The organism is Streptomyces sp. NPDC002643 (assembly GCF_053592555.1).
On sequence record NZ_JBSFVY010000003.1, the window covers coordinates 152,157 to 174,907 of the forward strand.

Consider the following 22,751-nt stretch of genomic DNA (forward strand, 5'->3'; position numbering starts at 1 on the left):
GGGCGAGCCTGAGAGGCGCAGAGCAGGGTCGGCGCTCAGGCGCCCAGGATCTCCGTCAGGTCGTAGTTCACCGGCTCTTCCAGCTGGGCGTAGGTGCAGCTCTCGGGGGTGCGGTCCGGGCGCCAGCGGCGGAAGCGGGCCGTGTGGCGGAAGCGGACGCCGTTCTCCATGTGGTCGTAGGCCACCTCGGCGACCCGCTCGGGCCTCAGCGGCACCCAGGAGAAGTCCTTCTTCGTCGACCAGCGGCTCGGTGCCCCCGGCAGCCGCGCCGTCTCATGCGCCGCCTCGTCCGACCAGGCCGCCCACGGATGCTCCCCGACCTCCTCCAGCCGCAGCGGCTCCAACTCCTCCACCAGCTCCGCCCGCCGCTTCATCGGAAACGCGGCGCACACGCCCACATGCTGGAGGGTGCCCCCGGCGTCGTAGAGGCCGAGCAGCAGTGATCCGATGATCGGCCCGCTCTTGTGGAAGCGGTACCCGGCGACCACCACATCCGCCGTCCGCTCGTGCTTGACCTTGAACATGGCCCGCTCGTCCTGCCGGTAGTGCACAGTGAGCGGCTTGGCGATCACCCCGTCGAGCCCGGCCCCCTCGTACTCCTCGAACCATCGCTCCGCCAGCTCCCGGTCCAAGGTCGCCGGCGCGAGATGGACGGGCGCCGTGACCTCGGCCAGGGCCAGTTCCAGCAGGGCCCGGCGGTCGGTGAGCGGGACGTTCAGGAGGGACTCGTCATTGAGGGCGAGCAGATCGAACGCGACGAAGGAGGCGGGCGTCGTCTCGGCCAGCATCCGGACACGGGAGTCCGCCGGGTGGATGCGCTCGGTGAGGGCGTCGAAGTCCAGCCGCCCCTCCCGGGCGATCACGATCTCGCCGTCCACCACACAACGCACCGGCAACCGCTCCCGGAACGCCACCACCAACTCGGGAAAGTACCTGGTCAGCGTCTTCCCCGTACGGCTGCCGATCTCCACCTCGGCACCGTCGCGGAACACGATCGCCCGGAACCCGTCCCACTTCGCCTCGTAGTGCATGTTCGGCGGGATCTTCGCCACGGACTTGGCGAGCATCGGTTTCACGGGCGGCATCACCGGGAGATCCATGCCTTCGATTCTGGGCCCGCACGGAGAGATTCGCCCGGTATGCGGCATTCAACCGTTCCGCCTACCGTGGCCGCATGGGTGATGCGGTGGAACTGGAGACGGGCGGCCGGACGGTACGGCTGTCCAGCCCCGACAAGGTGTTCTTTCCGGAACGTGGCTTCACCAAGCTGGATCTGGCCCGGTACTACCTGGCCGTCGGTCCCGGCATCCTCCGGGCCCTGCGCGACCGGCCCACCACCTTGGAGCGCTATCCCGACGGCGTCGGCGGCGAGTCCTTCTTCCAGAAGCGCGCCCCCAAGAACATGCCCGACTGGATTCCGACCGCCCACATCACCTTCCCCAGCGGTCGCAGCGCCGACGAGATGTGCCCCACCGAGGAGGCCGCCGTGCTGTGGGCCGCGCAGTTCGGCACGCTCACCTTCCATCCATGGCCGGTCCGCCGCGACGACGTCGACCGGCCCGACGAACTCCGTATCGACCTCGACCCCCAGCCCGGCACCGACTACGCCGACGCCGTCCGCGCCGCCCATGAGCTGCGGTCGGTCCTGCACGACTACGGGGATCTGCGGGGCTGGCCGAAGACCTCCGGCGGCCGGGGGTTGCATGTGTTTGTGCCGATCGCACCTCACTGGACATTTGTCCAGGTCAGACGTGCCGCCATCGCCGTGGCACGGGAGTTGGAGCGACGGATGCCGGACCAGGTGACCACCGCCTGGTGGAAGGAGGAGCGGGGCGAGAAGATCTTCGTCGACTACAACCAGACCGCCCGCGACCGCACCATCGCCTCCGCCTACTCCGTACGACCCCGGCCGCACGCCCCCGTCTCGGCGCCCCTGACCTGGGACGAGGTGGGGGTCGCCGTGCCGCGGGACTTCGATCTCGCGACCATGCCCGGGCGCTTCGCGGAGCGGGGGGATGTGCACGCGGGCATGGATGACCATGCGTACTCCTTGGAGGCGTTGTTGGAGTTGGCGGCGCGGGATGAGCATGATCATGGGTTGGGGGATCTGCCGTATCCGCCGGAGTATCCGAAGATGCCGGGGGAGCCGAAACGGGTTCAGCCCAGTAGGGCTAAGAAGGCGTAGCCGTTGCGCCTATTGGGGTGCCTGGGGTTGTTTTCGGGCGGGTGCGGCGTCGTTGTGGCTGGTCGCGCAGTTCCCCGCGCCCCTTTTGGGCCTGCGGCCCTCAAAGCTCGGGCCTTCGGCCCAATCGCCCCTTCGGCGGTGCAGCGCGGCCTCGCCGGTCAGCCTGCCAGCGCTGCTGCTATTCGGCGGCAATCCTCCAGCAGTCTCTCGTCCGACCTGATGTCGTAACGGGTGTTCGTGGCTGAGTGGGGCGTTTCGTTCTCGTGGGTGGTGCGGTGGCGGCGGGGGGAGGCCAGCTCCGCCTGGATCAGAGGGAGTGCCGGTGCCGCCGCTTCGCCCATCTCGGCCAGGCAGGCCGCTATGGCCGGGCGGTGGAAGGGGCGGGCGGTCCACTCGTGGAGCAAGGTCGGCAGTACCTCCTCGGCGTTTCCGGTCACCCTCCACAGGGCTGTCGCCGCGTCGGCGCTCTCCTTCCGGGCGCGCAGAAGCGGTGCGAGGGGCGTCGCCGCCGGGCCCAGTGAACCGATCACCCTCAGGGCGGCGTCGCGCTCGTACCAGTGGTCGGACTCGGTGGCGGCGCGGAGCGTGGGGAGTACCGCTTCGGCGTCTCCGGTCACCGCCCAGAGGGCAGTGGCCGCCTCCACCCGGTTGCCCTCAAGGGCGCCTCCGTCCGACACCAACCCCCGTAGCAGCGGGGCTGCTTCGCTCGCGGCTCGGCCGTACCCGGCCAGTGCCCGCAGCGCGGACGACTGGGTCGCCTTGTCGTCGACAGAGTTCCGAAGAGCGGTGAGTATCAGAGGCAGGGAATCGGGGTGTGCGAGGACGCCCACTCCCTTGAGGAGTCGGTGCAGGGTGACCCCGCGTCCCTTCGGACCCAGCTCGACGATCCGGTCATGCAGGACCGGGCCGAGTTCGTCGGTCGCCGCCGGGCCGAATGCCTCCAGCCATCGTTCTATGTTCTCCGGGGGCTCGTAGCGGCCGAGTACCGACTTCAGGGAGTTCAGGACCCGTTCGTCGCCCTGGAGGGTCAGCACCTCAAGGGCCTTGCCGACCCCCGTCTGGTCCCAGCGCACGACGGTGTCGCTCTCCTGCCGATCGCTGTTCCCCCACTCCACGATGAACGCCACCACATCGTCGGCCGCCGCGTATGCGACGGGGGCGAGGTGGATCAGCTCGCTCAACGCGGCCTTGTTCAGGCGGAGATCGGTCTCCTCCAGTTGTCGGGCCAGCGCCAGTACCGGCTCGTCGTCCGGCACCCGCCAGCCCGTCATCAGCGCTCCGGCCATCCATACCGCCGCCATCCGCTGACCCCAGTCGGGGCTTTCCAACTGGCCCAGAAGCAGGGCGTATCGCAGGTCCGTGCGATCACCCAGCGCGTGGTGCAGCTCCACCAGGAGGTCGTCGGCCACGTCGGCGTCGATACTCGCCCGCTGCTTGGCCTCCAGCTCGTGGAGGTGCGACACCAGAGTGTTGGTGCTCGGGCGTTCGGGCTCCGACTCCGGCCGTTCCTCGGGCGCGGACCCACCGGCCGTCTTCCGCTCGTACGCCAGCCGCATCACGGCGAGCGTGAACTCGACCGTGTCCTCGGGGAGCAACTCCGGTGCGCAGCAAGCCAGTTGGACCAGGGCGGCCAGACGCACCTCGGCCTCCGGCTCGCCGGACACCACCACCAGGTCGCGCAGCACCCGACCCGCCTCGGCGCCCAGCGTCTCCGCGTGCCCGACGCCCAGCTTGCCGATCGCCGCTGCCAGCGCACGCAGAGCCTCGGACTCGCGCTCCACCGACAGCCGTTCCCGCAGCGCCCCGAACGCCCGCACGGGATCGGGGTGGACATGTGCCAGCGCCGCCGCGGCAGCCGCCCGCACCTCCACGTCGACGTCGGTCAGCAACCCGGTGAACGCGTCGGCGCGCTCGCGGACCCCCGCCCACGCGTCCAGGAAGGGCCGGACGAACGCCGCGTCCTCCTCCTCGTCCTCGAAGAGGCCGCCGATCTCCTCCGGATCGGGCTCCTTCTCGCCCGAGATGCTGCACAGCAGACACACGATCGCGGCCCGGTCGGCGAGGCCCTCCGTCGACGCCAGCTCGAAGAGAAACGGTATGCACGCGACCGTGCTGTCGTACACATCCCCCTGGTGGTGCACCGCCCCGTACATCCCGTCCAGCGCGATGTCCCGCTCGGCGGGGTCGTCCGACGCCAGACCCCGCAGCAGGTCCGGCACATCGGTCGCCGACTCCGTGTACGCGTGCCCCATCGACGCCCAGTCGACGTCGTCGATCCCCGTGAGCACTCCAGCCTCCCCGTCGCACAGCGGTGGCGTACGGCAGCCACCGATCACAGCATGCCGTACGCCACTGACAACGGGCCGAGCCGGGCGGACCCCGGCCACAACTCCCTTCCCGACTACAACTCCATGATCCGAATGTCCCGGTACGAGACGACATCCGTCGTGCCGTGGACCTGGAGGCCGACATAGCCGGAGGCGAAGCGGCGGCCGTCCGTGCCCGGGTCGTCCGAGCGGGGCGGGGTGAAGTCCTGGCCGCCGATGTTGTCGAACTCGTTGATCAGCACACCGTTGCGGTACACCGAGTAGTGCTGGTCGACCACGCGGATCTCGTAGTCGTTCCAGGTGCCCTTCTGGGTGACGCCCGCACCGGCGAGCCCGACCCGGTCGAAGCCGTACACGGAGCCCGTCTTGTACATGTCGCCGTCGGGCCGGTCGAGGACCTGCACCTCATGGCCGAACTTGATGGCCACCCACTCCGGCCGCGACTCCTCGGGGTGGTCGTGGACCCAGGGGAAGCGGACGAACAGACCGGAGTTGGCGTTGCCCGTGCCCGGTGCGTCGTCGCGCCACTGGAGGCGCAGCGAGAAGTCGCCGTACTTCCGCTCGGGGAACCACAGCATGCCGAGCCCGGCCTTCGCCGTACCGGAGGTGATCGAGCCGTCGGAGTTGAGGCCGAACGAACCGCCGCCCACGTGCTGCCACTTGGCGAACGACTCGGCCGTACCGTCCATGATCGTGCGGTAGCCCTCGGTCTGGCCGGGTTTGCCGATGCCGGACTCGCCGGCCGCCTCCGTGATGGCGTCGAACTCGCGCTGATCGACGACACCCTCCGTGAAGAGGGCGTCCAGGACGGCGTCCACGTGCTTCAGGAACAGCGCGTGGGACGTCCACTCCTTCTCGTCCTCGATCAACTCGTTGATCCGGCACCGGTTGTTGGTGACCCGGTTGGGCACACCCGAGTCGACCGTACCGACGTACACGGTCAACCTCTCGTCGTACTCGGCGCAGTTGGGCGCCGGGACGCCGCCGCCCGAGACGACCGTGAAGCTCACCGAGCGTGCCGCGGCCGTGTTGCCCGCCTTGTCGCTCGCCCGGTAGGTCACCGTGTGGGTCCCCGCGCGGTCGACCACCACCGGGGCGGTGTAGGCCAGGTACGGGCCGCCGTCGAGCGAGTACTCGATCGCGGCGACACCCGAGCCGCCGTGGTCCGTGGCGCTGACCGTGACCTCGGCGCTGTTGAGGTACGCCCCGGCGGAGTTCCGGTCGCCCTCTACGGTCGCTCCCGTCACCGGCGGGGTCGTGTCTTCGGCCGGCGGGGCGACGACCGTGAAGCCGACGCTCTTCTCGGCCGCCACGTTACCTGCCTTGTCCGTCGCCCGGTAGCGCACCTTGTGCGTACCGACCTCGTGGACCATCACCGGCGCGGTGTACGGCTGCCAGGCGCCCGAGTCGCCGAGCGCGTACTCGATGGTGTTGACGCCCGAGCCGGTGTCCGAGGCGGTGACGGTGACGGTCGCCATGGAGATGTACTCGCCCTGGGTGTTCCGCTCACCGGCCACCGTCGCGGAGGTCTCCGGGGCGGTCGTGTCGTCCGTCGGCGGGGCGACCACCGTGAACTCGACGCTCTTCTCGGCCGCCGTGTTGCCCGCCTTGTCGACCGCCCGGTAGCGCACCTTGTGGGTGCCCACCTGGTCGAACACGACGGGTGTGGTGTACGGGAGCCAGGCGCCGGTGTCACCGACGGCGTACTCGACGCGCTCCACACCTGAGCCGCCGGTGTCGGTCGCCCCGATCGTCACGGAGGCCGAACCGACGTACGCGCCCGCCGAGTTCTGCGTACCGGCGACCGACGCCGAGGTCTCCGGCGCGGTGGTGTCGTCGCCGGTGCCCTCGGTGACCACGAGGATGCCCTGCATCTGGCCGTGGCCGGGGATGGTGCAGTAGTAGCGGTAGCGGCCGGGGGTGAGGGTGACCTCGGCGGTCCACTTGCCGCCCTGGTCGTCGCCCGGGTTGGCGAGGATGTTGAGCGGGACGTCGTTGTTGTACTCGGGGTCCGAGACGTCGAACGTCAGCGTGTGGGGCATGCCCATGGTGTTGCCGGTCGCCGTGCTGTTCTCGAACACGATGGTCGTCGCCCCCGCCACCGCGGTCTGCGGGGCGGTCGTGTACTTGGTGATGTCGTCACCGGCCGTCCACGTCAGCACCTGCGCGGCGAGCACGTCACCGACCGGCTTCGGGCGGCCGGAGGCCGGGGTCGAGGCAAGCCCGACCACCATCAGCAGAGCCGCCAACAGGGCCGCCCACAGGCGCGGTTCGCGCGCCGCCCACCAGCGTCTTTCGCACATGGCCAACCGTCTTTCGCGCATCACTCCGCCCTCCGCGCCAGCTCGTCGGCGGCCGGAGTGGGCCCGCCACCCGTGTAAGTGACCCGCCACAGCGCCGACTTGGCGTCCGAGGTGAAGAAGCCGCGCCCGTAGTCGAGGACGTACAGCGCGCCGTCCGGTCCGAACTTCCAGTCCATGAGGTTCCTGATGCCGTCGTTGCCGACCGGCACGATCCTCTTCAGCGACTCCGCGTGGATCGGAAGCCCGCCGCTGCCCTGGTTCTTCGGATCGGTGAGCACCGCGTGCCGGGGCTGGTCGGCGTCGTAGAAGTCGCCGACGAACCACTTGCCGTCCCAGTACGCGGGCCACTGCCCGGAGGCGGTCACCGAGGCGTCGTAGCGGTAGACGGGCCCGTTCATCGTGGCCTGTCCGCCGCCCTTCAGCCACGGCAGCAGGTATGTGGCCTCCTCGACCTTGTAGGAGGGGACACCGGCGGCGTCACGCGGATAGTCGGGGGCGCCTCCTTGCGGTGAGTACCAGATGTTGTTGCCGGTCACCGGGGGGAGGCTGACGAGCCCGTCGTTGTTCGGGGACTCGTTCTTCGGGTGGTCGCAGTCGTACCAGCCCAGTGGCTTCGACGGGTCCGGCAGATTGCGGTCGCGATAGGGCTGCTTGTTGCCCATGCAGTACGGCCAACCCCGGTTGCCCGCCTCGGTGATGGCGGCGAAGGTGTCGTACTTCGCCGGGCCCCAGGTCGTGGAGGGCGCCGAGGCGTCCGGGCCGACCCAGCCCGCGTAGAGGACGTCGGTCTGCTTGTCGACGAAGATACGGGCGGGGTTCCTGACGCCCATCACATAGATCTCGCCCCGGGTCTTGCCGCCGCCCTCGTCGGTCTCCTTGCCGGTGAAGAGATTGCCCTCGGGCAGGGTGTACGTGCCGTCGGGCTCCGGGTGGATGCGGAGGATCTTGCCGTTGAGGTTGTTGGTGTTGCCGGCGGTGCGGCGCGCGTCCGCGAAGGAGACGCCCTTGTAGTTGGGCTCGGGGTTGTTGCCGGAGTAACCGTCGCTGAAGCCACTGGAGTTGTTGTCGCCGGTCGCGATGTACAGGTTGCCCTGGGAGTCCCAGGTCATCCCGCCGCCCGCGTGGCAGCAGCTGTGGATCTGCACCGGCCACTTGAGCAGTACTTTCTCACTGCTCAGATCCAGCTTGTCGGTGGCGAGGTCGAGGGTGAAGCGGGAGACGCGACGCTCGGCCATCCGGGTGTCCCGGTTGATCTGCGCATGGGGTGTGTAGTGCAGATACACCCAGCCGTTCTGCTGGAAGGCGGGGTCCAGCTCGATGCCCAGCAGACCCTCCTCGACCTTGATCAGCTCACCGCCGCCGCCCTTGTTGCCGAAGACGGTCAGCGCGCCCGCCAGGGTGACCTTCTTGGTCTTCGGGTCATAGACGTGGATCTCGCCCTTGCCCTTGCCGATGTCCGGGTTGCTCCAGTCGGTGATCACGGGCTGCGAGGAGTCCGCGCCGCCCCGGCCGATGTAGAACACCCGTCCGTCGGGGGCGGTGACCAGGCCGTGCGGCTCGCCGATCTGGTCGTTCTGCCCCGGCTGGTTGGGCTGGGTCAGCCGCTCCGCCTTGTAGTTGGCGTCGATCGTCGCCTTGCAGTCGGCCCGCGTCAGCCGCGAGGTCCACAGCAGGGCACCGCGCAGATGCGTACGGAAGTCCGTCTCGTCGTACGCCGACACGGTCCCGCCCATACCGGTGTAGAAGGACCGGCCGCCGTCGTAGTCACGGCACCAACTCACCGGATGGTCCCAGCCGCCCGCGCCCGTACCCGGCTGGTACGTCGACTCGCGCACCCGCGCCACGGTGTGCACGGCACCGGAGGGGTTCTTCACCCAGTTGAACCACTTGTCCGGCCGCTTCCACTGCACCGGCAGATCCTTGGTGGCCGGATGTTCGCGGTCACCGACCTCGACGGTCGCCCGCTGTACGGTCGTCGGGCTCGACGCGGCCGGACGGGCACCGATCAGCCCGCCGAACCAATCCGAGTACGGCTCGGCCTTCGCCGCGTCATGGACGCCGACGAAACCGCCGCCCGCCTCCATGTACGCCTCAAGCCCCGCCTCCTGCTCGGGATCGAGGACATCGCCGCCGCCGGTGAGGAAGACGACCGCGTTGAAGCCACTGAGCCGGGCTTCGTCGGTGAACACGGAGGCGTCGTCGGTGGCCGTCACCTCGAAACGCTCGGCGGAGGGCCCCGAGAGCCCGATCCGCTCGATCGCCTCGATACCGGCGTTCACCACCGGCGACTCCTCCCCGGCCGCCGCCGAGCCGTGGAAGATCAGCACCTGAGGACCGGAGCCGCCGGGCGGCGATGTGATCGACATCGTTGTCAGAGCGGGGTCGGGAAAGGGGCGCGCCTGAGCGGCGGGCCCCGTCAGCAGCCCACCGGCGACGACCGAGGCCGCCATCGTGGCCACCCACAGTCGTCGTCTCGTCCGTCTACCCGTGATTCGTCGTCTGGCGCTCAACCCTCGTAAGCGCATGGGCACCTCCTGAGGACCTGTCACAGCAACAACCTCAAGGAAGCTAGACCCCTTTTCCCCACGCGCCAATACCTATGACCGCGATGGGACGAACTTTGTCCTTGGTGTGGATAAACGGCCGAGGTGCCGCTACCGTCACACAGGTTCATCACAGAGCCGACAGAGCCATACGTGCCACAAGTGAGTCTCCGCAAATCGCGTATCGGGGTGGGGAGTTCCGCATGGACGCCTTGGACAGACGAGGATTCAACCGGCGGGTGCTGCTGGGTGGCGCGGTCGCCGCGACATCGTTGTCCGTGACCATGGACGCCGTGACCGCCCCCGAGGCGGCGAGCGCGGAGGGACTGGTGCGGACCGCTCCGGCGGGCGGAGCGGTCCGGCACATCAAGCTGTACGCCGAGAAACTGGCGGACGGTCAGATGGGCTACGGCTTCGAGAAGGGCAAGGCGTCCATCCCGGGCCCGCTGATCGAACTCAACGAGGGCGACACCCTGCACATCGAGTTCGAGAACACCATGGACATCCCGGTGAGCCTGCATGTCCACGGCCTGGACTACGAGATCTCCAGCGACGGCACCAAGCTCAACAAGAGCGACGTCGAGCCCGGCGGCACCCGCACCTACACCTGGCGCACCCATGCCCCTGGCACCCGCAAGGACGGCACGTGGCGCCCCGGCAGTGCCGGTTACTGGCACTACCACGACCATGTCGTCGGCACCGAACACGGCACCGGCGGCATCCGCAAGGGCCTCTACGGCCCGGTGATCGTCCGCCGCCAGGGCGATGTCCTCCCCGACAAGACCGTCACCGTCGTCTTCAACGACATGCTGATCAACAACAAACCGGCCCACTCGGGACCCGACTTCGACGCCACCGTGGGCGACCGCGTCGAGTTCGTCGTGATCACGCACGGCGAGTACTACCACACGTTCCATCTGCACGGTCACCGCTGGGCCGACAACCGCACCGGCACCCTCACCGGCCCCGACGACCCCAGCCAGGTCATCGACAACAAGATCTGCGGCCCCGCCGACTCCTTCGGCTTCCAGATCATCGCCGGGGAGGGCGTCGGCGCCGGCGCCTGGATGTACCACTGCCATGTCCAGAGCCACTCCGACATGGGCATGGTCGGCCTGTTCCTGGTCCGCAAGACGGACGGCACGATCCCGGGGTACGAGCCGGAGGGGCACGAGCATTAGGCGGGGAGCAGGGCGTACGCCGGCTGGGGATGCGTGAGGTACGGAGGTGAGGTGACGGCCGGCCTGGACTTCCTGATCCGGGAGCGCTCTCAGAACACCCCCACTCAGGGACCCCGCCCCTGGTTATGCTGACTCGGAACCCCTTTTGAGCAGTCCAGGAGTCCCGAAGTGACCGAGACAGCGCCACGTCCGACGTTGGAGGCCGTGGCCGCGCGGGCCGGGGTGTCACGGGCGACCGTGTCCCGGGTCGTCAACGGGGGCGAGGGCGTACGGGAGCCGCTGGCGGAGCGGGTGCGCAGGGCCGTCGAGGAACTCGGGTACGTACCGAACCAGGCCGCCCGGAGCCTGGTCACCCGACGGCACGACGCCGTGGCCGTGGTGATCGCCGAACCGGAGACCAGGGTCTTCGCCGACCCCTTCTTCGCCCTCCAACTCCGGGGCATCAGCAAGGAGTTGACCACTCATGACTCCCAGCTGGTGCTGTTGCTCACCGAAGGCCCCGAGGACTACGCGCGCGTGGGGCGCTATCTCGCGGGCGGACACGTCGACGGCGCCCTCGTCTTCTCGCTCCACCTGGACGACCCGCTCCCGGGGCTGATCCAGAGCGCCGGCGTCCCGACCGTGTTCGGCGGTCGGCCCGGCTGGCCGGACGGCATCCGCAGCAGCGCGCCCACCGTGTACGTCGACAGCGACAACCGGGGCGGCGCCCGCGACGCCGTACGCCATCTCGTCGGCCTCGGCCGGACCCGCGTCGCCCATATCGCCGGCCCCCTCGACCAGACCTCGGCGGTGGACCGGCTCGACGGCTTCCGGGACGTCATGGTCGATGCCGACCCCGGGCTGATCGTCGAGGGCGACTTCACCCCGGCCGGCGGCGAGCGCGCCATGCGTGAACTCCTCGACCGCTGCCCCGAGGTGGACGCCGTCTTCGCCGCCAACGACCTCTCCGCCTCCGGCGCCCTGCGCGTCCTGCGCGAACGGGGGCGGCGGGTGCCCGAGGACGTCGCCGTGGTCGGGTTCGACGACATGCTTCCGGTGGCCGAGGGCGCCGAGCCGCCACTGACGACGGTCCGTCAGGACATAGAGGAGATGGGCCGGTTGATGGCGCGACTGCTCCTGCGCGGCCTTGAGCGCGGGGGCCGGGAGGTGGGGCCGGGCGCCGCCCCGTCGACGACCGTGGGCGACGCGCCGTCCAGCATCGTCCTGCCGACCACCCTGGTACGGCGCGCCTCGGCATGAGCATTCACTCGGGCGACACGATCCGAACGGCAGACCCTGTGTTCACGCCCCCACCGTCACCGTGAACCGGCGAGGATTGCCGTCGTACGCCGCGCCCGACACGTCCGGCTGCCCGTCCGGCCGTACGTCGTCGTACGGAAACGCGTACCCGATGGGCGAGTTGACGTGCACCACACGTGACCAGTGGTTGGTGACGTCGCCCTGGTAGTAGTCGGCGGCCGTCGTCCCGTTCGGCTGGGTGGGGTGGGTGAGCATGAGGGAGCGGTTGAAGCCGGCGGCGAGTCGGGCGAGGAGGGCCTTCTTGTCGTCCGGGTCTTTGGGGTTGTTGGCGAACGGGCCGTGGTTGCAGGTGAAGACGTCCTTCGAGGTCGGTCTGGCGAAGGAGTGGCCGCCCGTGAAGGTGAGGGTGTCCCCGCTCACCCGGCCGGTGAGGACGCCCCGGCCGCCCTGGAGGTCGATCCGTAGATCCGTGGTGCGGTACTTCTCCCATGCCTGGGCGATGTAGGAGTCCCAGTAGGTGCGGAACGGCATCTCGTCGGGGCGGTCGAAGTAGGGCGCCATCAGGTTCTGTGGGGAGATGACACGCAGTACGCGACCGTCACCGGCCCGGATGACGAGCCGGTCCCAGGGCTGCCCGTCCCGCGCGGCCTGCGCCACCAGGTCCGAGGCGATCCTGTCGACCGCGCCCTCGGGCAGCGGGGCGACGGTGTGGGTGGCGTCGCCCTCCAGGGTCAGCCCGATCGGGAGTGCCGTCACCAGGTCGACATAGCTGATGTTGGCGAACAACTGCGCCGGATTGAAGGTGAACTCGCAGAACGACCAGGTCCTGCCGTAGTTGGGATCGGCGGGCGTGGCGAACGCGGGCTCGACCAGCGCGGGGCCGGGGTTCAGAAAGAAGTCGAGGGCGCTGTCCCGTACGAAGTAGACACGGGCGCCGTACATCTGGGGAAGCGTCAGCACGGTGGGTGCCGAGCCCGCCGCGCCGAGCGGGATCGCACAGTCCACCGGCAACGGGGTCTGGGGAGCGGCCGGAGAGGTCGGCCGATAGACACCGCCGTCGGCCCGCAGCAGCACCCAGGCGCCGGTCGACTGCTCGTGCCCGGTGACATACGCCCGTACCGTGCCCGGCAACGAGGCGTTCCGTAGCGCGAGTTCGCAGGTGGCGGGGGCGGCGGCCGCGGCCGGGGGGCTGAGAGCGCTCCCCAGGGCGGGGGCGCTCGCGGCGGTGGCGAGGGCGGTGCCGGTGAGGAAGGTACGTCGCGAGATCACGGATGGGCCTCCTGGGATGTGGGGGAGTGGAGGCACAGGGGTGGGGCCCCTGCTGTGGTGCACCCACTGTTCCCAGGGGGGAGTTGAGGCGTCAAGACCCATGACACCCTTGACTGAGAGCGCTCTCAGGGCGGGGTGATCGACAGCGGCCGGTGGCCGACCGCCCGCCCGACCGCCCGGTTCCGCACGGGCGGTCATGCGTGCCGTCATCAGCCCTGCGGGGGAACACTCTTGATCACCGCGAAGCGGGTGCCGTACGGATCGGTGAGCTTGGCGAAGCGGCCGCCGGTACGGCCGGAGCCCGCCTCGGCCGGGTCCTCGTCGAGCGGGACGAGCCCGGTGGACATGTCCTGCTCCTCGGTCCGCGCCGGGTTCACACAGGTGTAACTGCCGCTGTCCATGCGGTGGGGCTGCCAGAGGCGGAAGGGGACGCCCTTCGAGTCGGCGAGGATCGCCATGCGGCCCTCTTCGGCCACGTCCATCGGCTGCGGCAGCACCGAGCCGTGCGCGTGCTCCGCCGCCTTGGCCGTGGCGTCCGCGTCCGGCGTCCGGAAGTAGACGTTCCAGGACGGCGGGCCCTGCTCCGGTGGGTTCCGCAGGGCGCCCGCGACGGTTTTGCCGTCGAGTTGGAAGAAGCCGTAGCCGCCCATCCCGGGGCCGGCCGACTTCAGGCGTCGGCCGAAGCCTCTCCGAGGGTTTGAGGGATGTGGGTGCTCTGCCGGGTTTTGCACTGTGCCCGCGCTTGGGCTCGGCGCGTGGGGGTGTGTTTTCGGGTGCGGGCTCGTTGTGGCTGGCCGCTCCCCCACGCTCGGCTTCTCCCCCAGTGCCTTAAGGGCCTGGGAGGTACCCCCAGCGCGGGGGGACCCCCATCGCGGCGGAGCCGCAAATCGATCCAGCCCCGCGCCCCTGAAGGAGCGCAGCCCCCGGGGACGCACCCCACGCCCTCCACCGGGCGCGCCGCCATGCCACGAGCCCTCTGCGGCGGGACCATGGAACGCTCCTGGCGGCCGCGTTGATGTGGCGTTGAGCAAACGTTTTTCGCCGCCCGGCAGCATCCTCGGTATGCACAACACGACGATGACCCCGGTCGACACCGCCTGGCAGGAGCGGGCGCTGTGTGCGCAGACGGGGGCCGAATTCTTCTTTCCCGAGCCGGGCAGCTCGGTGCGTGAGGCGAAGCGCATCTGCGGGATGTGCGAGATGCGCTCCGCCTGCCTCGACTACGCCCTGACCCACGACGAACGCTTCGGCGTCTGGGGCGGCCTCTCCGAGAAGGAGCGCCTGCGCCTGCGGCGGGCCGACCAGAGCTGAGGGGGGGGAGCGCTGCGGACAGCGCGCCCCCCCTCACGTACGAGCCTGATCGTCAGGCGGAGGCCCGTGCCGCCATACGGGCCTTGCGGGCCGCCAGCTTCTCGTCGAACTTGCGTGCCTCGGAGTCCAGGCCGTTCATGTAGAGGCCGAGTTCCTCCTGGGCCTTCTGCCCGTCGGGGCCGAGGCCGTCGATCTCCATGATCTTCAGGAAGCGGAGGACGGGCGCGAGGACGTCGTCGTGGTGGATGCGCAGGTTGTAGACCTCGCCGATGGCCATCTGCGCGGCTGCGCGCTCGAAGCCGGGCATGCCGTGGCCGGGCATACGGAAGTTGACGACGACATCGCGGACGGCCTGCATGGTGAGGTCGGGGGCGAACTCGAACGCGGCCTTCAGCAGGTTCCGGTAGAAGACCATGTGGAGGTTCTCGTCGGTCGCGATACGCGCCAGCATGCGGTCGCAGACGGGGTCACCGGAGTGGTGGCCGGTGTTGCGGTGCGAGACACGGGTGGCGAGCTCCTGGAAGGCGACGTACGCGACCGTGTGGAGCATCGAGTGCCGGTTGTCCGACTCGAAGCCCTCGCTCATATGGGCCATCCGGAACTGCTCCAGCTTGTCCGGGTCCACCGCGCGCGAGGCGAGCAGATAGTCGCGCATCACGATGCCGTGCCGGCCCTCCTCCGCCGTCCAGCGGTGCACCCAGGTGCCCCAGGCGCCGTCCCGGCCGAAGAGGGTGGCGATCTCGTGGTGGTAGCTGGGCAGGTTGTCCTCGGTGAGCAGGTTCACCACCAGGGCGATCCGGCCGACCTCGGAGACCTTGGACTGCCCCTTCTCCCAGGCCTCGCCGTCCTCGAAGAAACCGGGGAAGTTGCGGCCGTCGCTCCACGGCACGTACTCGTGCGGCATCCAGTCCTTGGTGACCTTCAGATGCCGGTTGAGTTCCTTCTCGACGACTTCCTCCAGCGCGTACAGCAGCCGCGCATCGGTCCAGTCGGAGGACGAGCTGCCGAGAAGGGGGGAAGTGATCGACACAGAGGCTCCAGAAGGACGTACAAAGGACGTACAAGGGGACGACACGGACGAACAAGTGCGCGGCCACGGGCGGGTGACCGGAACCTACGGCATCGTAGGCTACGAAGCCGTAGGTTACGAGACCGTAGGTTAAGTGTGCTGTAAAGATCGCTGATCAACCGGGCCCGGCGAGTCTCGAAGGGCACGTGAAAAGGCCCCGGGACCGCAGGTCTCAGGGCCACCAGGGTGATTCGGCCACCCGTCAGGCGTACAGCTCCCGGAGTCGGACAGAGAGGCAAGTCACACAGCCCTCCAGCTTCTCGAACTCGCTGATGTCGACCACGACCGGCTCATAGCCGAGGTCGGAGAAGAGTTCGGCGGTCTTCGGGGCGCTCGCCGACATCAGCAGCTTGGCCCCGCCGAGCAGGACGACATGGGCCCCGGCCTCCTCCGGCACCGGCAGAAAGCGGTCGAACAGCGACGGCGCGTCCATATTGCGGATGTGCCCGACGACCGTGCCGTCGGGCAGCGCCGTGACCGCCGACTTCAGATGCAGCACCTTGCTCACGGGCACGGAGACGACCCGCGCCCCGAGCGGCTCGAACGCGGCCCGCAACTGCTGGATGCCGGCGGCGTTGGTGCGCCCGCCCCGGCCCACGAACACCGTGTCACCGACCTTGAGGACATCGCCGCCCTCCAGGGTGCCCGGCTCCCAGACCCAGTTCACCGAGCAGCCGAGCGCCGCCACGGCCTCCTCGATCCCCTCGGTCTCGTCCCGCCGGGACGCGGCGCCGGGGCGGGCGATCAGCGCCACGTTCCTGTACATGACCACGGTGTCCTCGACGAACACCGAGTCCGGGCAGTCGTCGGCCGGCTCCACCTCGATGGTCTCCCAGCCGTGGTCGCGCAGGGCCTCGCCGTACGCCTCCCACTGCTCCACGGCGAGGTCGACGTCCACCTCGGTGCGTTCGATGTGCGTGACGAGGCCTTCGGCCAGGCGGGGGCTCGGGCGGCGGACGAGGGCCTTCTTGCTGGGCACGTGGATGACTCCGAATCGAACGAGGGTGTTCCGGCGCCCGTGGAGCGACGCCGGTCCGCCATCATGCAGGCCCGGTCCACGGGCGCAAAACCCCCGGGGCCAGGCTGTGGCCCTCCTGAAATACTCGGGAGTAGCCGTGCCCTCGGTCGCCGATCGAGTTGATCTTGGCGAGCGGGACCACCGGGTCCGGACTCAGTCGGTCACGCCCACCTGTCCGGGCTCAGTCGGCCACCCCCACCTCCTCCGGTGTGGTCGGCCGCAGCTCCCCCTCCTCCATGAGCACCCACCGGGTGATCCCGAGGGACTGGAGGAACGGCAGATCGTGGCTGGCGACGATCAGGGCGCCCTCGAACGACTCCAGGGCCGTGGTCAACTGCCGCACGCTCGCCATGTCGAGGTTGTTCGTCGGCTCGTCCAGCATCAGCAGCTGCGGGGCGGGCTCGGCGAGCATCAGGGCGGCGAGAGCGGCCCGGAAGCGTTCCCCGCCGGAGAGCGTCGCCGCCGGCTGGTCGGCCCGCGCGCCCCGGAACAGGAAGCGGGCGAGCCGGGCCCGGACCCGGTTGTTGGTGGCGCCCGGCGCGAACCGGGCCACGTTCTCCGCGACCGTCAGCTCCTCGTCCAGGACATCGAGCCGCTGCGGCAGGAACCGCATCGGCACATGCGCCCGCACCTCGCCGGCCACCGGCTCCAGCTCGCCCGCGATCGTCCTGAGCAGCGTGGTCTTGCCCGCGCCGTTGCGCCCGATCAGCGCGATCCGCTCGGGCCCGCGCACATCGAGGTCGCCGCGCACCCGGGAGCCGTAGCGCAGTTCGAGATCCAGGAGCGTGAGGACCGAACGGCCCGGCGGTACGGCCGTGTACGGCAGGTCGATCCGGATCTCGTCGTCGTCCCGTACGGCCTCCACCGCCTCGTCGAGCCGTTCCTTGGCGTCGGCGAGCCGTTCCTCGTGCAGGAGGCGGTGCTTGCCCGCCGACACCTGGGCCGAGCGCTTCTTGAGCTTCATCACGGCCCGTGGCTCGCGCTTGTTCTCGTACATCTTGTTGGCGTACCGCGTGCGCTTGGCCAACTTCGCGTGGGCGTCGACGAGTTCACGCTTCTGTTTCTTCAGATCGGCCTCGGCGACCCGCAGCATCCGTTCGGCCGCCTCCTGTTCGGTGGCGAGGGCCGCCTCGTAGGCGGAGTGGTTGCCGCCGTACCAGGTGACCTCTCCGGAGTGCAGATCGGCGATCTGGTCGACCAGTTCGAGGAGTTCACGGTCGTGGCTGACGATGACCATGACCCCGGACCAGGACGCGACGGCGTCGTAGAGGCGGCGGCGCGCGTAGAGGTCGAGGTTGTTGGTGGGCTCGTCGAGGAGGAGGACGTCGGGGCGGCGCAGCAGCAGGGCGGCCAGTCGCAGCAGTACGGACTCGCCGCCCGAGACCTCGCCGATGGTGCGGTCCAGGTCGACATGGCCGAGGCCGAGTTGACCGAGGGTCGCCAGGGCGCGTTCCTCGACGTCCCAGTCGTCGCCGACCACCGCGAAGTGCTCCTCGGCCACATCGCCCGCCTCGATGGCGTGCAGCGCGGCCCGGGCGGCGGCGATTCCGAGCGCCTCGTCGACGCGCAGACCGGTGTCGAGCGTGACGTTCTGCGGGAGATAACCGACCTCACCCGCGACCTTGATCATGCCGTCGCCGGGGGTCAGTTCACCGGCGATCAGCTTCAACAGGGTTGATTTTCCCGCCCCGTTGGCGCCGACGAGCCCGGTGCGGCCGGGGCCGAACGCGATCTGCAACTCGTCGAAGACGGGCGTGCCGTCGGGCCAGCCGAAGGACAGGGAGGTACAGGTGAGGGACAGGGGAGTTGACATGAGGAACCTCGCGAATGCGGGAAGCGGCCGGGGGCAACGCGTATGAGGCACCGCGAGAGACGACGACACGACCAGGGCGGAACGCGAGGGCGAAAGAGAGAGGCCCGCTGCCGGGGGACGGCTCGTACGCCGAGGTCGCACGCGACGCACACACCAGAACCGGCCGGGAAACGGCACGGATGTGTGACGCGGTGGCTCAGGACCTCAGACGAGCAACGTCCTTCTCCAATCGACGGCAACAGGACCGTGGAACAAGGTAGGAGGGACCTTCGGGGCTGTCAAAGGATTAAACCGGCGCCGGGGAGCGCGCGGGGGACGAGCCTCGGGCCGACCGCCCCTGAGCGGTGGGGGCGGCAGCGGGAGAGCCTAACAGGCGTCCCGTATCAGCTCGGCCAGATCGTGGTCCAGGTCGAACTGGTGGTGCTCCAGACCGAGGGGCACCAGTTCGATCGAACGGTTCAGAAAGCGCCGTACCTCATTCGACTGGACATGCACCACGGCGGTGCCCTCCGGTGCGTGGAACTCCAGCACCAGCCGGTCGTAGCCGTACGGACGCACCCGTACGTCTCCCTGGCCGACGGCCTCGTCCAGGCCGGTCACGAGGAGTTCGCGGGCGAAGGTCCAGCACACTTCGACGCCCTCAAGGGTGGCCGGGGCGGGGAAGGTCATGCGGACGGCGAAGGGGTCGCTCCGGTCGTAGTGGAGCGTGGCGGGAATGCTCGGCATCCGCGGCGCGGCGGCGACGAGACGGGCCTCTACGGGCTGCTCGATGACGGTGGACAACGCCTTGCTCCCTTGTTACGGGTGGACGGACTCCGGACGACTGGGGCCGGGCACTGGGAGAGACGTCGGATCGGGCCGAAGAGTGCACATGGGCTTCGAGTGACCTCTGTCACCGAGTTCATGCACGGGTGTGATCCCTCGCTCGTCCCTTGGTTCCGGGATATCGGAGAGGACACCGCGAGGGGCCCGCCGGTTCCGCGCCAGGGCCCGTCGGGCGGGGGCCCGAGCGGTGCACGGGGGCAGGGCCCGGAGCAGTCGCTCACCGCCCGGCGCACGGGAAGCGCAGGTCGGGGCGGGGAGGCACACGACGCGCACGGAGTGGTCGCGCGGGAAGTGGGTACTCGGGGCTGGTCGTGAAGGGAGTGATCGGACATGCCCCGTGGGTCGAGCCCCAAGCGGGAACGCCAGTACGAGCACATCAAGGAGAGCGCCCGGGACCGCGGTGAGAGCGAGTCCCGCGCCAAGGAGATCGCCGCCCGCACCGTCAACAAGGAACGGGCCCGGTCCGGCGAGTCGAGGACCGCCAGCCGTACGTCCACCCAGGACATGTCCTCGGGCAGGCGCGGCGGACAGCGCTCCGGCAAGGGATCGCAGGGACCGACGTACGACCAGCTCTACGAGGAGGCCAAGCGGCGCAACATCCACGGCCGCTCGGACATGAACAAGAACCAGCTCAAGCGGGCTCTCGGCGACAAGTAGCCATGGGGAGGCCGCCATTGGCCACACCGTGCCGCCCCCGCCCCCGCGCGGTGTCGGTGCGGAGTCCGGGCCCTGAGGTCGGTGCGGAGTCCGTGCCCTGCGGAGCGTGTGCGGGCCGGGGATGCGTAGGCTCGTCGGCACCATGACGACCGTACGCATCCCGGCGGGCTGGCCCGCCACCGAGGACGAAGCCCTTGCCGTGCAGGACGAGTTGCGGGGAAGGGTGGTCCTGGACGAGACGGGGCCGCCGCCCGGCAGCGGACACGTCACCGGTGTGGACGTCGCGTACGACGACGAGCGGGACGTGGTCGCGGCGGCGGCCGTGGTGCTGGACTCGGCCACCCTGGATGTGGTCGCCGAGTCCACCGCGCTTGGCCGGGTCTCGTTCCCGTACGTCCCCGGACTGCTCGCCTTCCGGGAGATCCCGACCGTGCTGGCCGCCCTCGACGCGCTGCCGTGCGACCCCGGCCTGGTCGTCTGCGACGGCTACGGGCTCGCCCACCCGCGCCGCTTCGGCCTCGCCAGCCACCTCGGCGTCCTCACCGGGCTCCCCACGATCGGCGTCGCCAAGAACCCCTTCACCTTCACCCACGACGACCCGGACACCCCGCGCGGCAGCGCCTCCCCGCTCCTGGCCGGCACGGACGAGGTGGGCCGCGCGCTGCGCACCCGCGCCGGGGTGAAGCCGGTCTTCGTCTCGGTCGGCCACCGGGTGACCCTCGACAACGCCTGCGCCCACACCCTCGCCCTGACCCCGCACTACCGCCTCCCGGAGTCCACCCGCCGCGCGGACACCCTCTGCCGCCGGGCCCTGCGGGAGTCGGCCGACTGAGCCGGGGTGAGCGCTCACGGGTGCGGGAGGGTGCGGCCTTGGTGCGTCGGCCGTCGGGCATTCAGGACTTCGGTCCGCGCCCTCGCGGCGCAGCGAGGTGATCAGCTCGCTGAACTGACGCGGGCTCAGCCCGGTGAACGGGGCTGTCCAGGATGGCTCCGACGCCGTGATCACACCAGTCATCCCGAGATGATCTCTTGTGGCGGAGTGGCGCTGCGCGACGTCCCGCAGAATCCGATGGCGTGAAGGAGCGCTGACGTCAAGAATCGCCAGATGCATGATGTCCAGCTGCACGACGGGATCATCGCTCTGTCCCGGCTGTGCCTGGACGATGCGGAGACATCTCGCAGGAGGAGATGAGCCGCTGGTCGTCGGCTCAACGGCGGTGCCGGCAGGCGCGAGGGCGTCGAGTCCTGCATCCGGCACTGTCGGGAACAGTGGGACACGGCCGGGCCCCTCCGCGCTCTCGGCATCCGGTAGCGCCGGAGAACACCACATCTGCCACGGTCGCCCAGTGGGCGGGTTTTACCCCCGGCAAGCACGCGCAGGGCGAGGGCGGAACACGGCTCGGCTGGTACATCCGGGAGTTGCGCATGGATACCCGGTGATGACCCCACGGCTGGACGGAAGACAGGAGAACAATCATGGTTTTCGCGGAGGTGCCGTTGACGGCGGCGGCACGCAGAGCTTGCGGAGTCAGTGGACCGGCCTCGCGTCTTTACGGCGGTGAGGAGTCCGCCGCCTGGCGAGTCGGCGACAACGTGATCCGCGTCGGCCCAACCGAGAAGGACCCGGCGGAGGCTGAGTGGTGCCACCGCGTCGCCGCGGCGGCGCGAGCCGGCGGCTGTGCCGAGGCGGTGGCACCGCTGGCGCTGCCGGGCCGAGGTGGGGCGACGGTGGTACGGATCGAGGGGCGAGTGGTGTCGCTGTGGCCCTATGTCGATGGGGTCTGGGCCTCGAAGGAGGTAGCGGAGTCGGCTCCGGCGGCGCGGCTGCTGGCCCGGCTGCACCGGGCGCTGGCCGGGGCCGAACTGCCGCCTCGGCCGCGGCCATGCTTCTCGCAGACCGGGCTGGACGGCCGGGCCGCCTACGACGATCCGCGACTGCACGACCCGCAGCTGGACAAGTGGCTTGCGGACTTCTCTGCACGAGCCCGGCTGCGGCACCCGCTGCACGGCGACTACTACCACGGCAACCTGCTCGCCTCGCACGACGACCCGACACGGCTGATCGCCGTTGTCGACTGGGACGAGGCGCTGGTGGCCCCGCCGGAGGTGGAAGTCGCCAGTGCCGCAATGGAGTTCACAGATGACTTCTGCAAGGACATCGCGGACGCACGCCTCTTCGCCAACACCTACCTGCAGGCCGGAGGCACCGCCGAGAACCTCAACGACGAGGCGCTGGTGCAGCTGATGCGACACCGGCTGCGGCGCGAGAGCGTCCACTTCACGCTGGCGGCGGCGCGAGGCATGGAGCACGGCGAGGAGGACCTCGACTACCACCGGCGGCGGCTGGAGGCATTCGCCCGGCTTCGACCATGAACAGGTGCGGTCCACATCTGTCCTCGGTCAAGTTCTGCGGCATTCCCTCGGGAAGACCATCCACCCCATAGCAGCGCGTCCGGACGCCCAGCTCACCGAGGTTGCGCGTCGTGCGTTCTGCGGTGGCGGCCGCGGTGGTCCCGGTACGAGCGGATGTGCCAGGCGGTGCGTGGCAGTGCGGGCTCCGGTGGCCACCGCCCGAGGCCAGCCGGATCATCGCACGTTGGTGGTGACTACTCTCGTGTGCAGCGGGTGAACGGAAGGGGAGGACGGCGTCAATGGTGAGTCTGCCCGGACGGGTCGCTCAAGTCATGGCCTGGTGGCGGGAAACCCCCATGGCGGTTCGGCGAGCAACGTACGCCTGTGTTCCGCTGGGCTTCGCTGGCGTGGGGCTCGGGGTCTACGGCGACGCACATCAGTGGTGGGCCGACCGCAGCTTCCTTACGAACCTGGCATCAAGCCTGACCAGTCCGCTGTTCGTCGTTCCGACAGCTTTGATTCTCCTGTCGCGCCTGAGCTTGATACAGGCAGACGCAGCAGGGACACGTAGGTTTCGAGTCGGTGGCCGCCGGGGTCACGGCCCGGATCTGCGCCGAGTTGTACGAGCAGGTGCGGTTGCGGGAGGACAAGAACCCACG

At 69.7% G+C, this 22,751-nt stretch carries 17 protein-coding genes and 1 pseudogene; 7 read left to right on the forward strand and 11 right to left on the reverse strand.

Annotated elements, in window-relative coordinates:
• Positions 1-35: 35 nt before the first annotated feature.
• Complete coding sequence (locus ACWD4G_RS05475; RefSeq protein ID WP_451290885.1) at positions 36-1,100, reverse strand: ATP-dependent DNA ligase; 1,065 nt, start codon at positions 1,098-1,100, stop codon at positions 36-38.
• 74 nt (positions 1,101-1,174) lie between these two features.
• Here ACWD4G_RS05475 and ligD point away from each other — a divergent pair, with 74 nt between their 5' ends.
• Entirely contained in the window at positions 1,175-2,185 is a 1,011-nt protein-coding gene (gene ligD / locus ACWD4G_RS05480; protein WP_451290886.1) for a non-homologous end-joining DNA ligase, read from the forward strand.
• Between the two features lie 158 nt (positions 2,186-2,343).
• On the opposite strand, the gene ACWD4G_RS05485 is transcribed toward ligD, so the two are convergent.
• The 3 genes from ACWD4G_RS05485 to ACWD4G_RS05495 form a co-directional block, all read right to left on the reverse strand.
• Positions 2,344-4,473 (reverse strand): HEAT repeat domain-containing protein, encoded by a 2,130-nt coding sequence (locus ACWD4G_RS05485; RefSeq protein ID WP_451290887.1) that lies wholly within the window; start codon positions 4,471-4,473, stop codon positions 2,344-2,346.
• A 113-nt stretch (positions 4,474-4,586) separates the two neighbouring features.
• On the reverse strand, positions 4,587-6,815 hold the full coding sequence (locus tag ACWD4G_RS05490) for an OmpL47-type beta-barrel domain-containing protein (RefSeq protein ID WP_451290888.1): 2,229 nt from the start codon (positions 6,813-6,815) through the stop codon (positions 4,587-4,589).
• A gap of 20 nt (positions 6,816-6,835) precedes the next feature.
• The gene (locus tag ACWD4G_RS05495; protein WP_451290889.1) at positions 6,836-9,340 is read right to left on the reverse strand and encodes a ThuA domain-containing protein; all 2,505 of its coding nucleotides are present in this window, start codon (positions 9,338-9,340) and stop codon (positions 6,836-6,838) included.
• Positions 9,341-9,561: 221 nt separating this feature from the next.
• On the opposite strand from ACWD4G_RS05495, the gene ACWD4G_RS05500 reads away from it, so the two are divergent.
• Both ACWD4G_RS05500 and ACWD4G_RS05505 read left to right on the forward strand, forming a co-directional pair.
• Entirely contained in the window at positions 9,562-10,539 is a 978-nt protein-coding gene (locus ACWD4G_RS05500; protein WP_451290890.1) for a multicopper oxidase domain-containing protein, read from the forward strand.
• Positions 10,540-10,707: 168 nt separating this feature from the next.
• A complete protein-coding gene (locus ACWD4G_RS05505; protein ID WP_451290891.1) occupies positions 10,708-11,778 on the forward strand; it encodes a LacI family DNA-binding transcriptional regulator in 1,071 nt (356 codons plus the stop codon).
• A 42-nt stretch (positions 11,779-11,820) separates the two neighbouring features.
• Here the strand turns inward: ACWD4G_RS05505 and ACWD4G_RS05510 are convergent, their stop codons facing one another.
• Entirely contained in the window at positions 11,821-13,047 is a 1,227-nt protein-coding gene (locus ACWD4G_RS05510) for a glycoside hydrolase family 64 protein (protein WP_451290892.1), read from the reverse strand.
• A 209-nt stretch (positions 13,048-13,256) separates the two neighbouring features.
• A complete protein-coding gene (locus tag ACWD4G_RS05515) occupies positions 13,257-13,697 on the reverse strand; it encodes a hypothetical protein (RefSeq protein WP_451290893.1) in 441 nt (146 codons plus the stop codon).
• Positions 13,698-14,109: 412 nt separating this feature from the next.
• On the opposite strand from ACWD4G_RS05515, the gene ACWD4G_RS05520 reads away from it, so the two are divergent.
• On the forward strand, positions 14,110-14,358 hold the full coding sequence (locus ACWD4G_RS05520) for a WhiB family transcriptional regulator (protein ID WP_451290894.1): 249 nt from the start codon (positions 14,110-14,112) through the stop codon (positions 14,356-14,358).
• A gap of 52 nt (positions 14,359-14,410) precedes the next feature.
• Here the strand turns inward: ACWD4G_RS05520 and ACWD4G_RS05525 are convergent, their stop codons facing one another.
• From ACWD4G_RS05525 to ACWD4G_RS05540, 4 genes are all read right to left on the reverse strand, one after another.
• Complete coding sequence (locus tag ACWD4G_RS05525; protein ID WP_451290895.1) at positions 14,411-15,388, reverse strand: acyl-ACP desaturase; 978 nt, start codon at positions 15,386-15,388, stop codon at positions 14,411-14,413.
• Positions 15,389-15,629: 241 nt separating this feature from the next.
• Positions 15,630-16,406 carry a dimethylargininase gene (ddaH, locus tag ACWD4G_RS05530; RefSeq protein ID WP_451290896.1) on the reverse strand — a complete coding sequence of 259 codons (777 nt, stop codon included), beginning with the start codon at positions 16,404-16,406 and terminating at the stop codon, positions 15,630-15,632.
• Between the two features lie 220 nt (positions 16,407-16,626).
• The gene (locus tag ACWD4G_RS05535) at positions 16,627-18,258 is read right to left on the reverse strand and encodes an ABC-F family ATP-binding cassette domain-containing protein (RefSeq protein WP_451290897.1); all 1,632 of its coding nucleotides are present in this window, start codon (positions 18,256-18,258) and stop codon (positions 16,627-16,629) included.
• Positions 18,259-18,624: 366 nt separating this feature from the next.
• Positions 18,625-19,041, reverse strand: coding sequence for an SsgA family sporulation/cell division regulator (locus tag ACWD4G_RS05540; RefSeq protein WP_451290898.1), 417 nt, complete (start codon positions 19,039-19,041; stop codon positions 18,625-18,627).
• Positions 19,042-19,413: 372 nt separating this feature from the next.
• Here ACWD4G_RS05540 and ACWD4G_RS05545 point away from each other — a divergent pair, with 372 nt between their 5' ends.
• Both ACWD4G_RS05545 and ACWD4G_RS05550 read left to right on the forward strand, forming a co-directional pair.
• On the forward strand, positions 19,414-19,740 hold the full coding sequence (locus tag ACWD4G_RS05545; protein WP_451290899.1) for a plasmid stabilization protein: 327 nt from the start codon (positions 19,414-19,416) through the stop codon (positions 19,738-19,740).
• A gap of 142 nt (positions 19,741-19,882) precedes the next feature.
• The gene (locus ACWD4G_RS05550) at positions 19,883-20,572 is read left to right on the forward strand and encodes an endonuclease V (protein WP_451290900.1); all 690 of its coding nucleotides are present in this window, start codon (positions 19,883-19,885) and stop codon (positions 20,570-20,572) included.
• A 72-nt stretch (positions 20,573-20,644) separates the two neighbouring features.
• Here the strand turns inward: ACWD4G_RS05550 and ACWD4G_RS05555 are convergent.
• Positions 20,645-20,755, reverse strand: a pseudogene (locus ACWD4G_RS05555) (IS5/IS1182 family transposase); the annotation flags it as partial.
• A 461-nt stretch (positions 20,756-21,216) separates the two neighbouring features.
• Here ACWD4G_RS05555 and ACWD4G_RS05560 point away from each other — a divergent pair.
• A complete protein-coding gene (locus tag ACWD4G_RS05560; protein WP_451290901.1) occupies positions 21,217-22,113 on the forward strand; it encodes a phosphotransferase in 897 nt (298 codons plus the stop codon).
• Positions 22,114-22,751: the final 638 nt, after the last annotated feature.

Coding starts and splice junctions, on each gene's coding strand:
- ACWD4G_RS05475 (WP_451290885.1), bottom strand. CDS start 1,100: ATGGATCTCCCGGTGATGCCGCCCGTGAAACCGATGCTCGCCAAGTCC.
- ligD (WP_451290886.1), top strand. CDS start 1,175: ATGGGTGATGCGGTGGAACTGGAGACGGGCGGCCGGACGGTACGGCTG.
- ACWD4G_RS05490 (WP_451290888.1), bottom strand. CDS start 6,815: ATGTGCGAAAGACGCTGGTGGGCGGCGCGCGAACCGCGCCTGTGGGCG.
- ACWD4G_RS05495 (WP_451290889.1), bottom strand. CDS start 9,340: ATGCGCTTACGAGGGTTGAGCGCCAGACGACGAATCACGGGTAGACGG.
- ACWD4G_RS05500 (WP_451290890.1), top strand. CDS start 9,562: ATGGACGCCTTGGACAGACGAGGATTCAACCGGCGGGTGCTGCTGGGT.
- ACWD4G_RS05515 (WP_451290893.1), bottom strand. CDS start 13,697: ATGGGCGGCTACGGCTTCTTCCAACTCGACGGCAAAACCGTCGCGGGC.
- ACWD4G_RS05520 (WP_451290894.1), top strand. CDS start 14,110: ATGCACAACACGACGATGACCCCGGTCGACACCGCCTGGCAGGAGCGG.
- ACWD4G_RS05535 (WP_451290897.1), bottom strand. CDS start 18,258: ATGTCAACTCCCCTGTCCCTCACCTGTACCTCCCTGTCCTTCGGCTGG.
- ACWD4G_RS05545 (WP_451290899.1), top strand. CDS start 19,414: ATGCCCCGTGGGTCGAGCCCCAAGCGGGAACGCCAGTACGAGCACATC.
- ACWD4G_RS05550 (WP_451290900.1), top strand. CDS start 19,883: ATGACGACCGTACGCATCCCGGCGGGCTGGCCCGCCACCGAGGACGAA.
- ACWD4G_RS05560 (WP_451290901.1), top strand. CDS start 21,217: ATGGTTTTCGCGGAGGTGCCGTTGACGGCGGCGGCACGCAGAGCTTGC.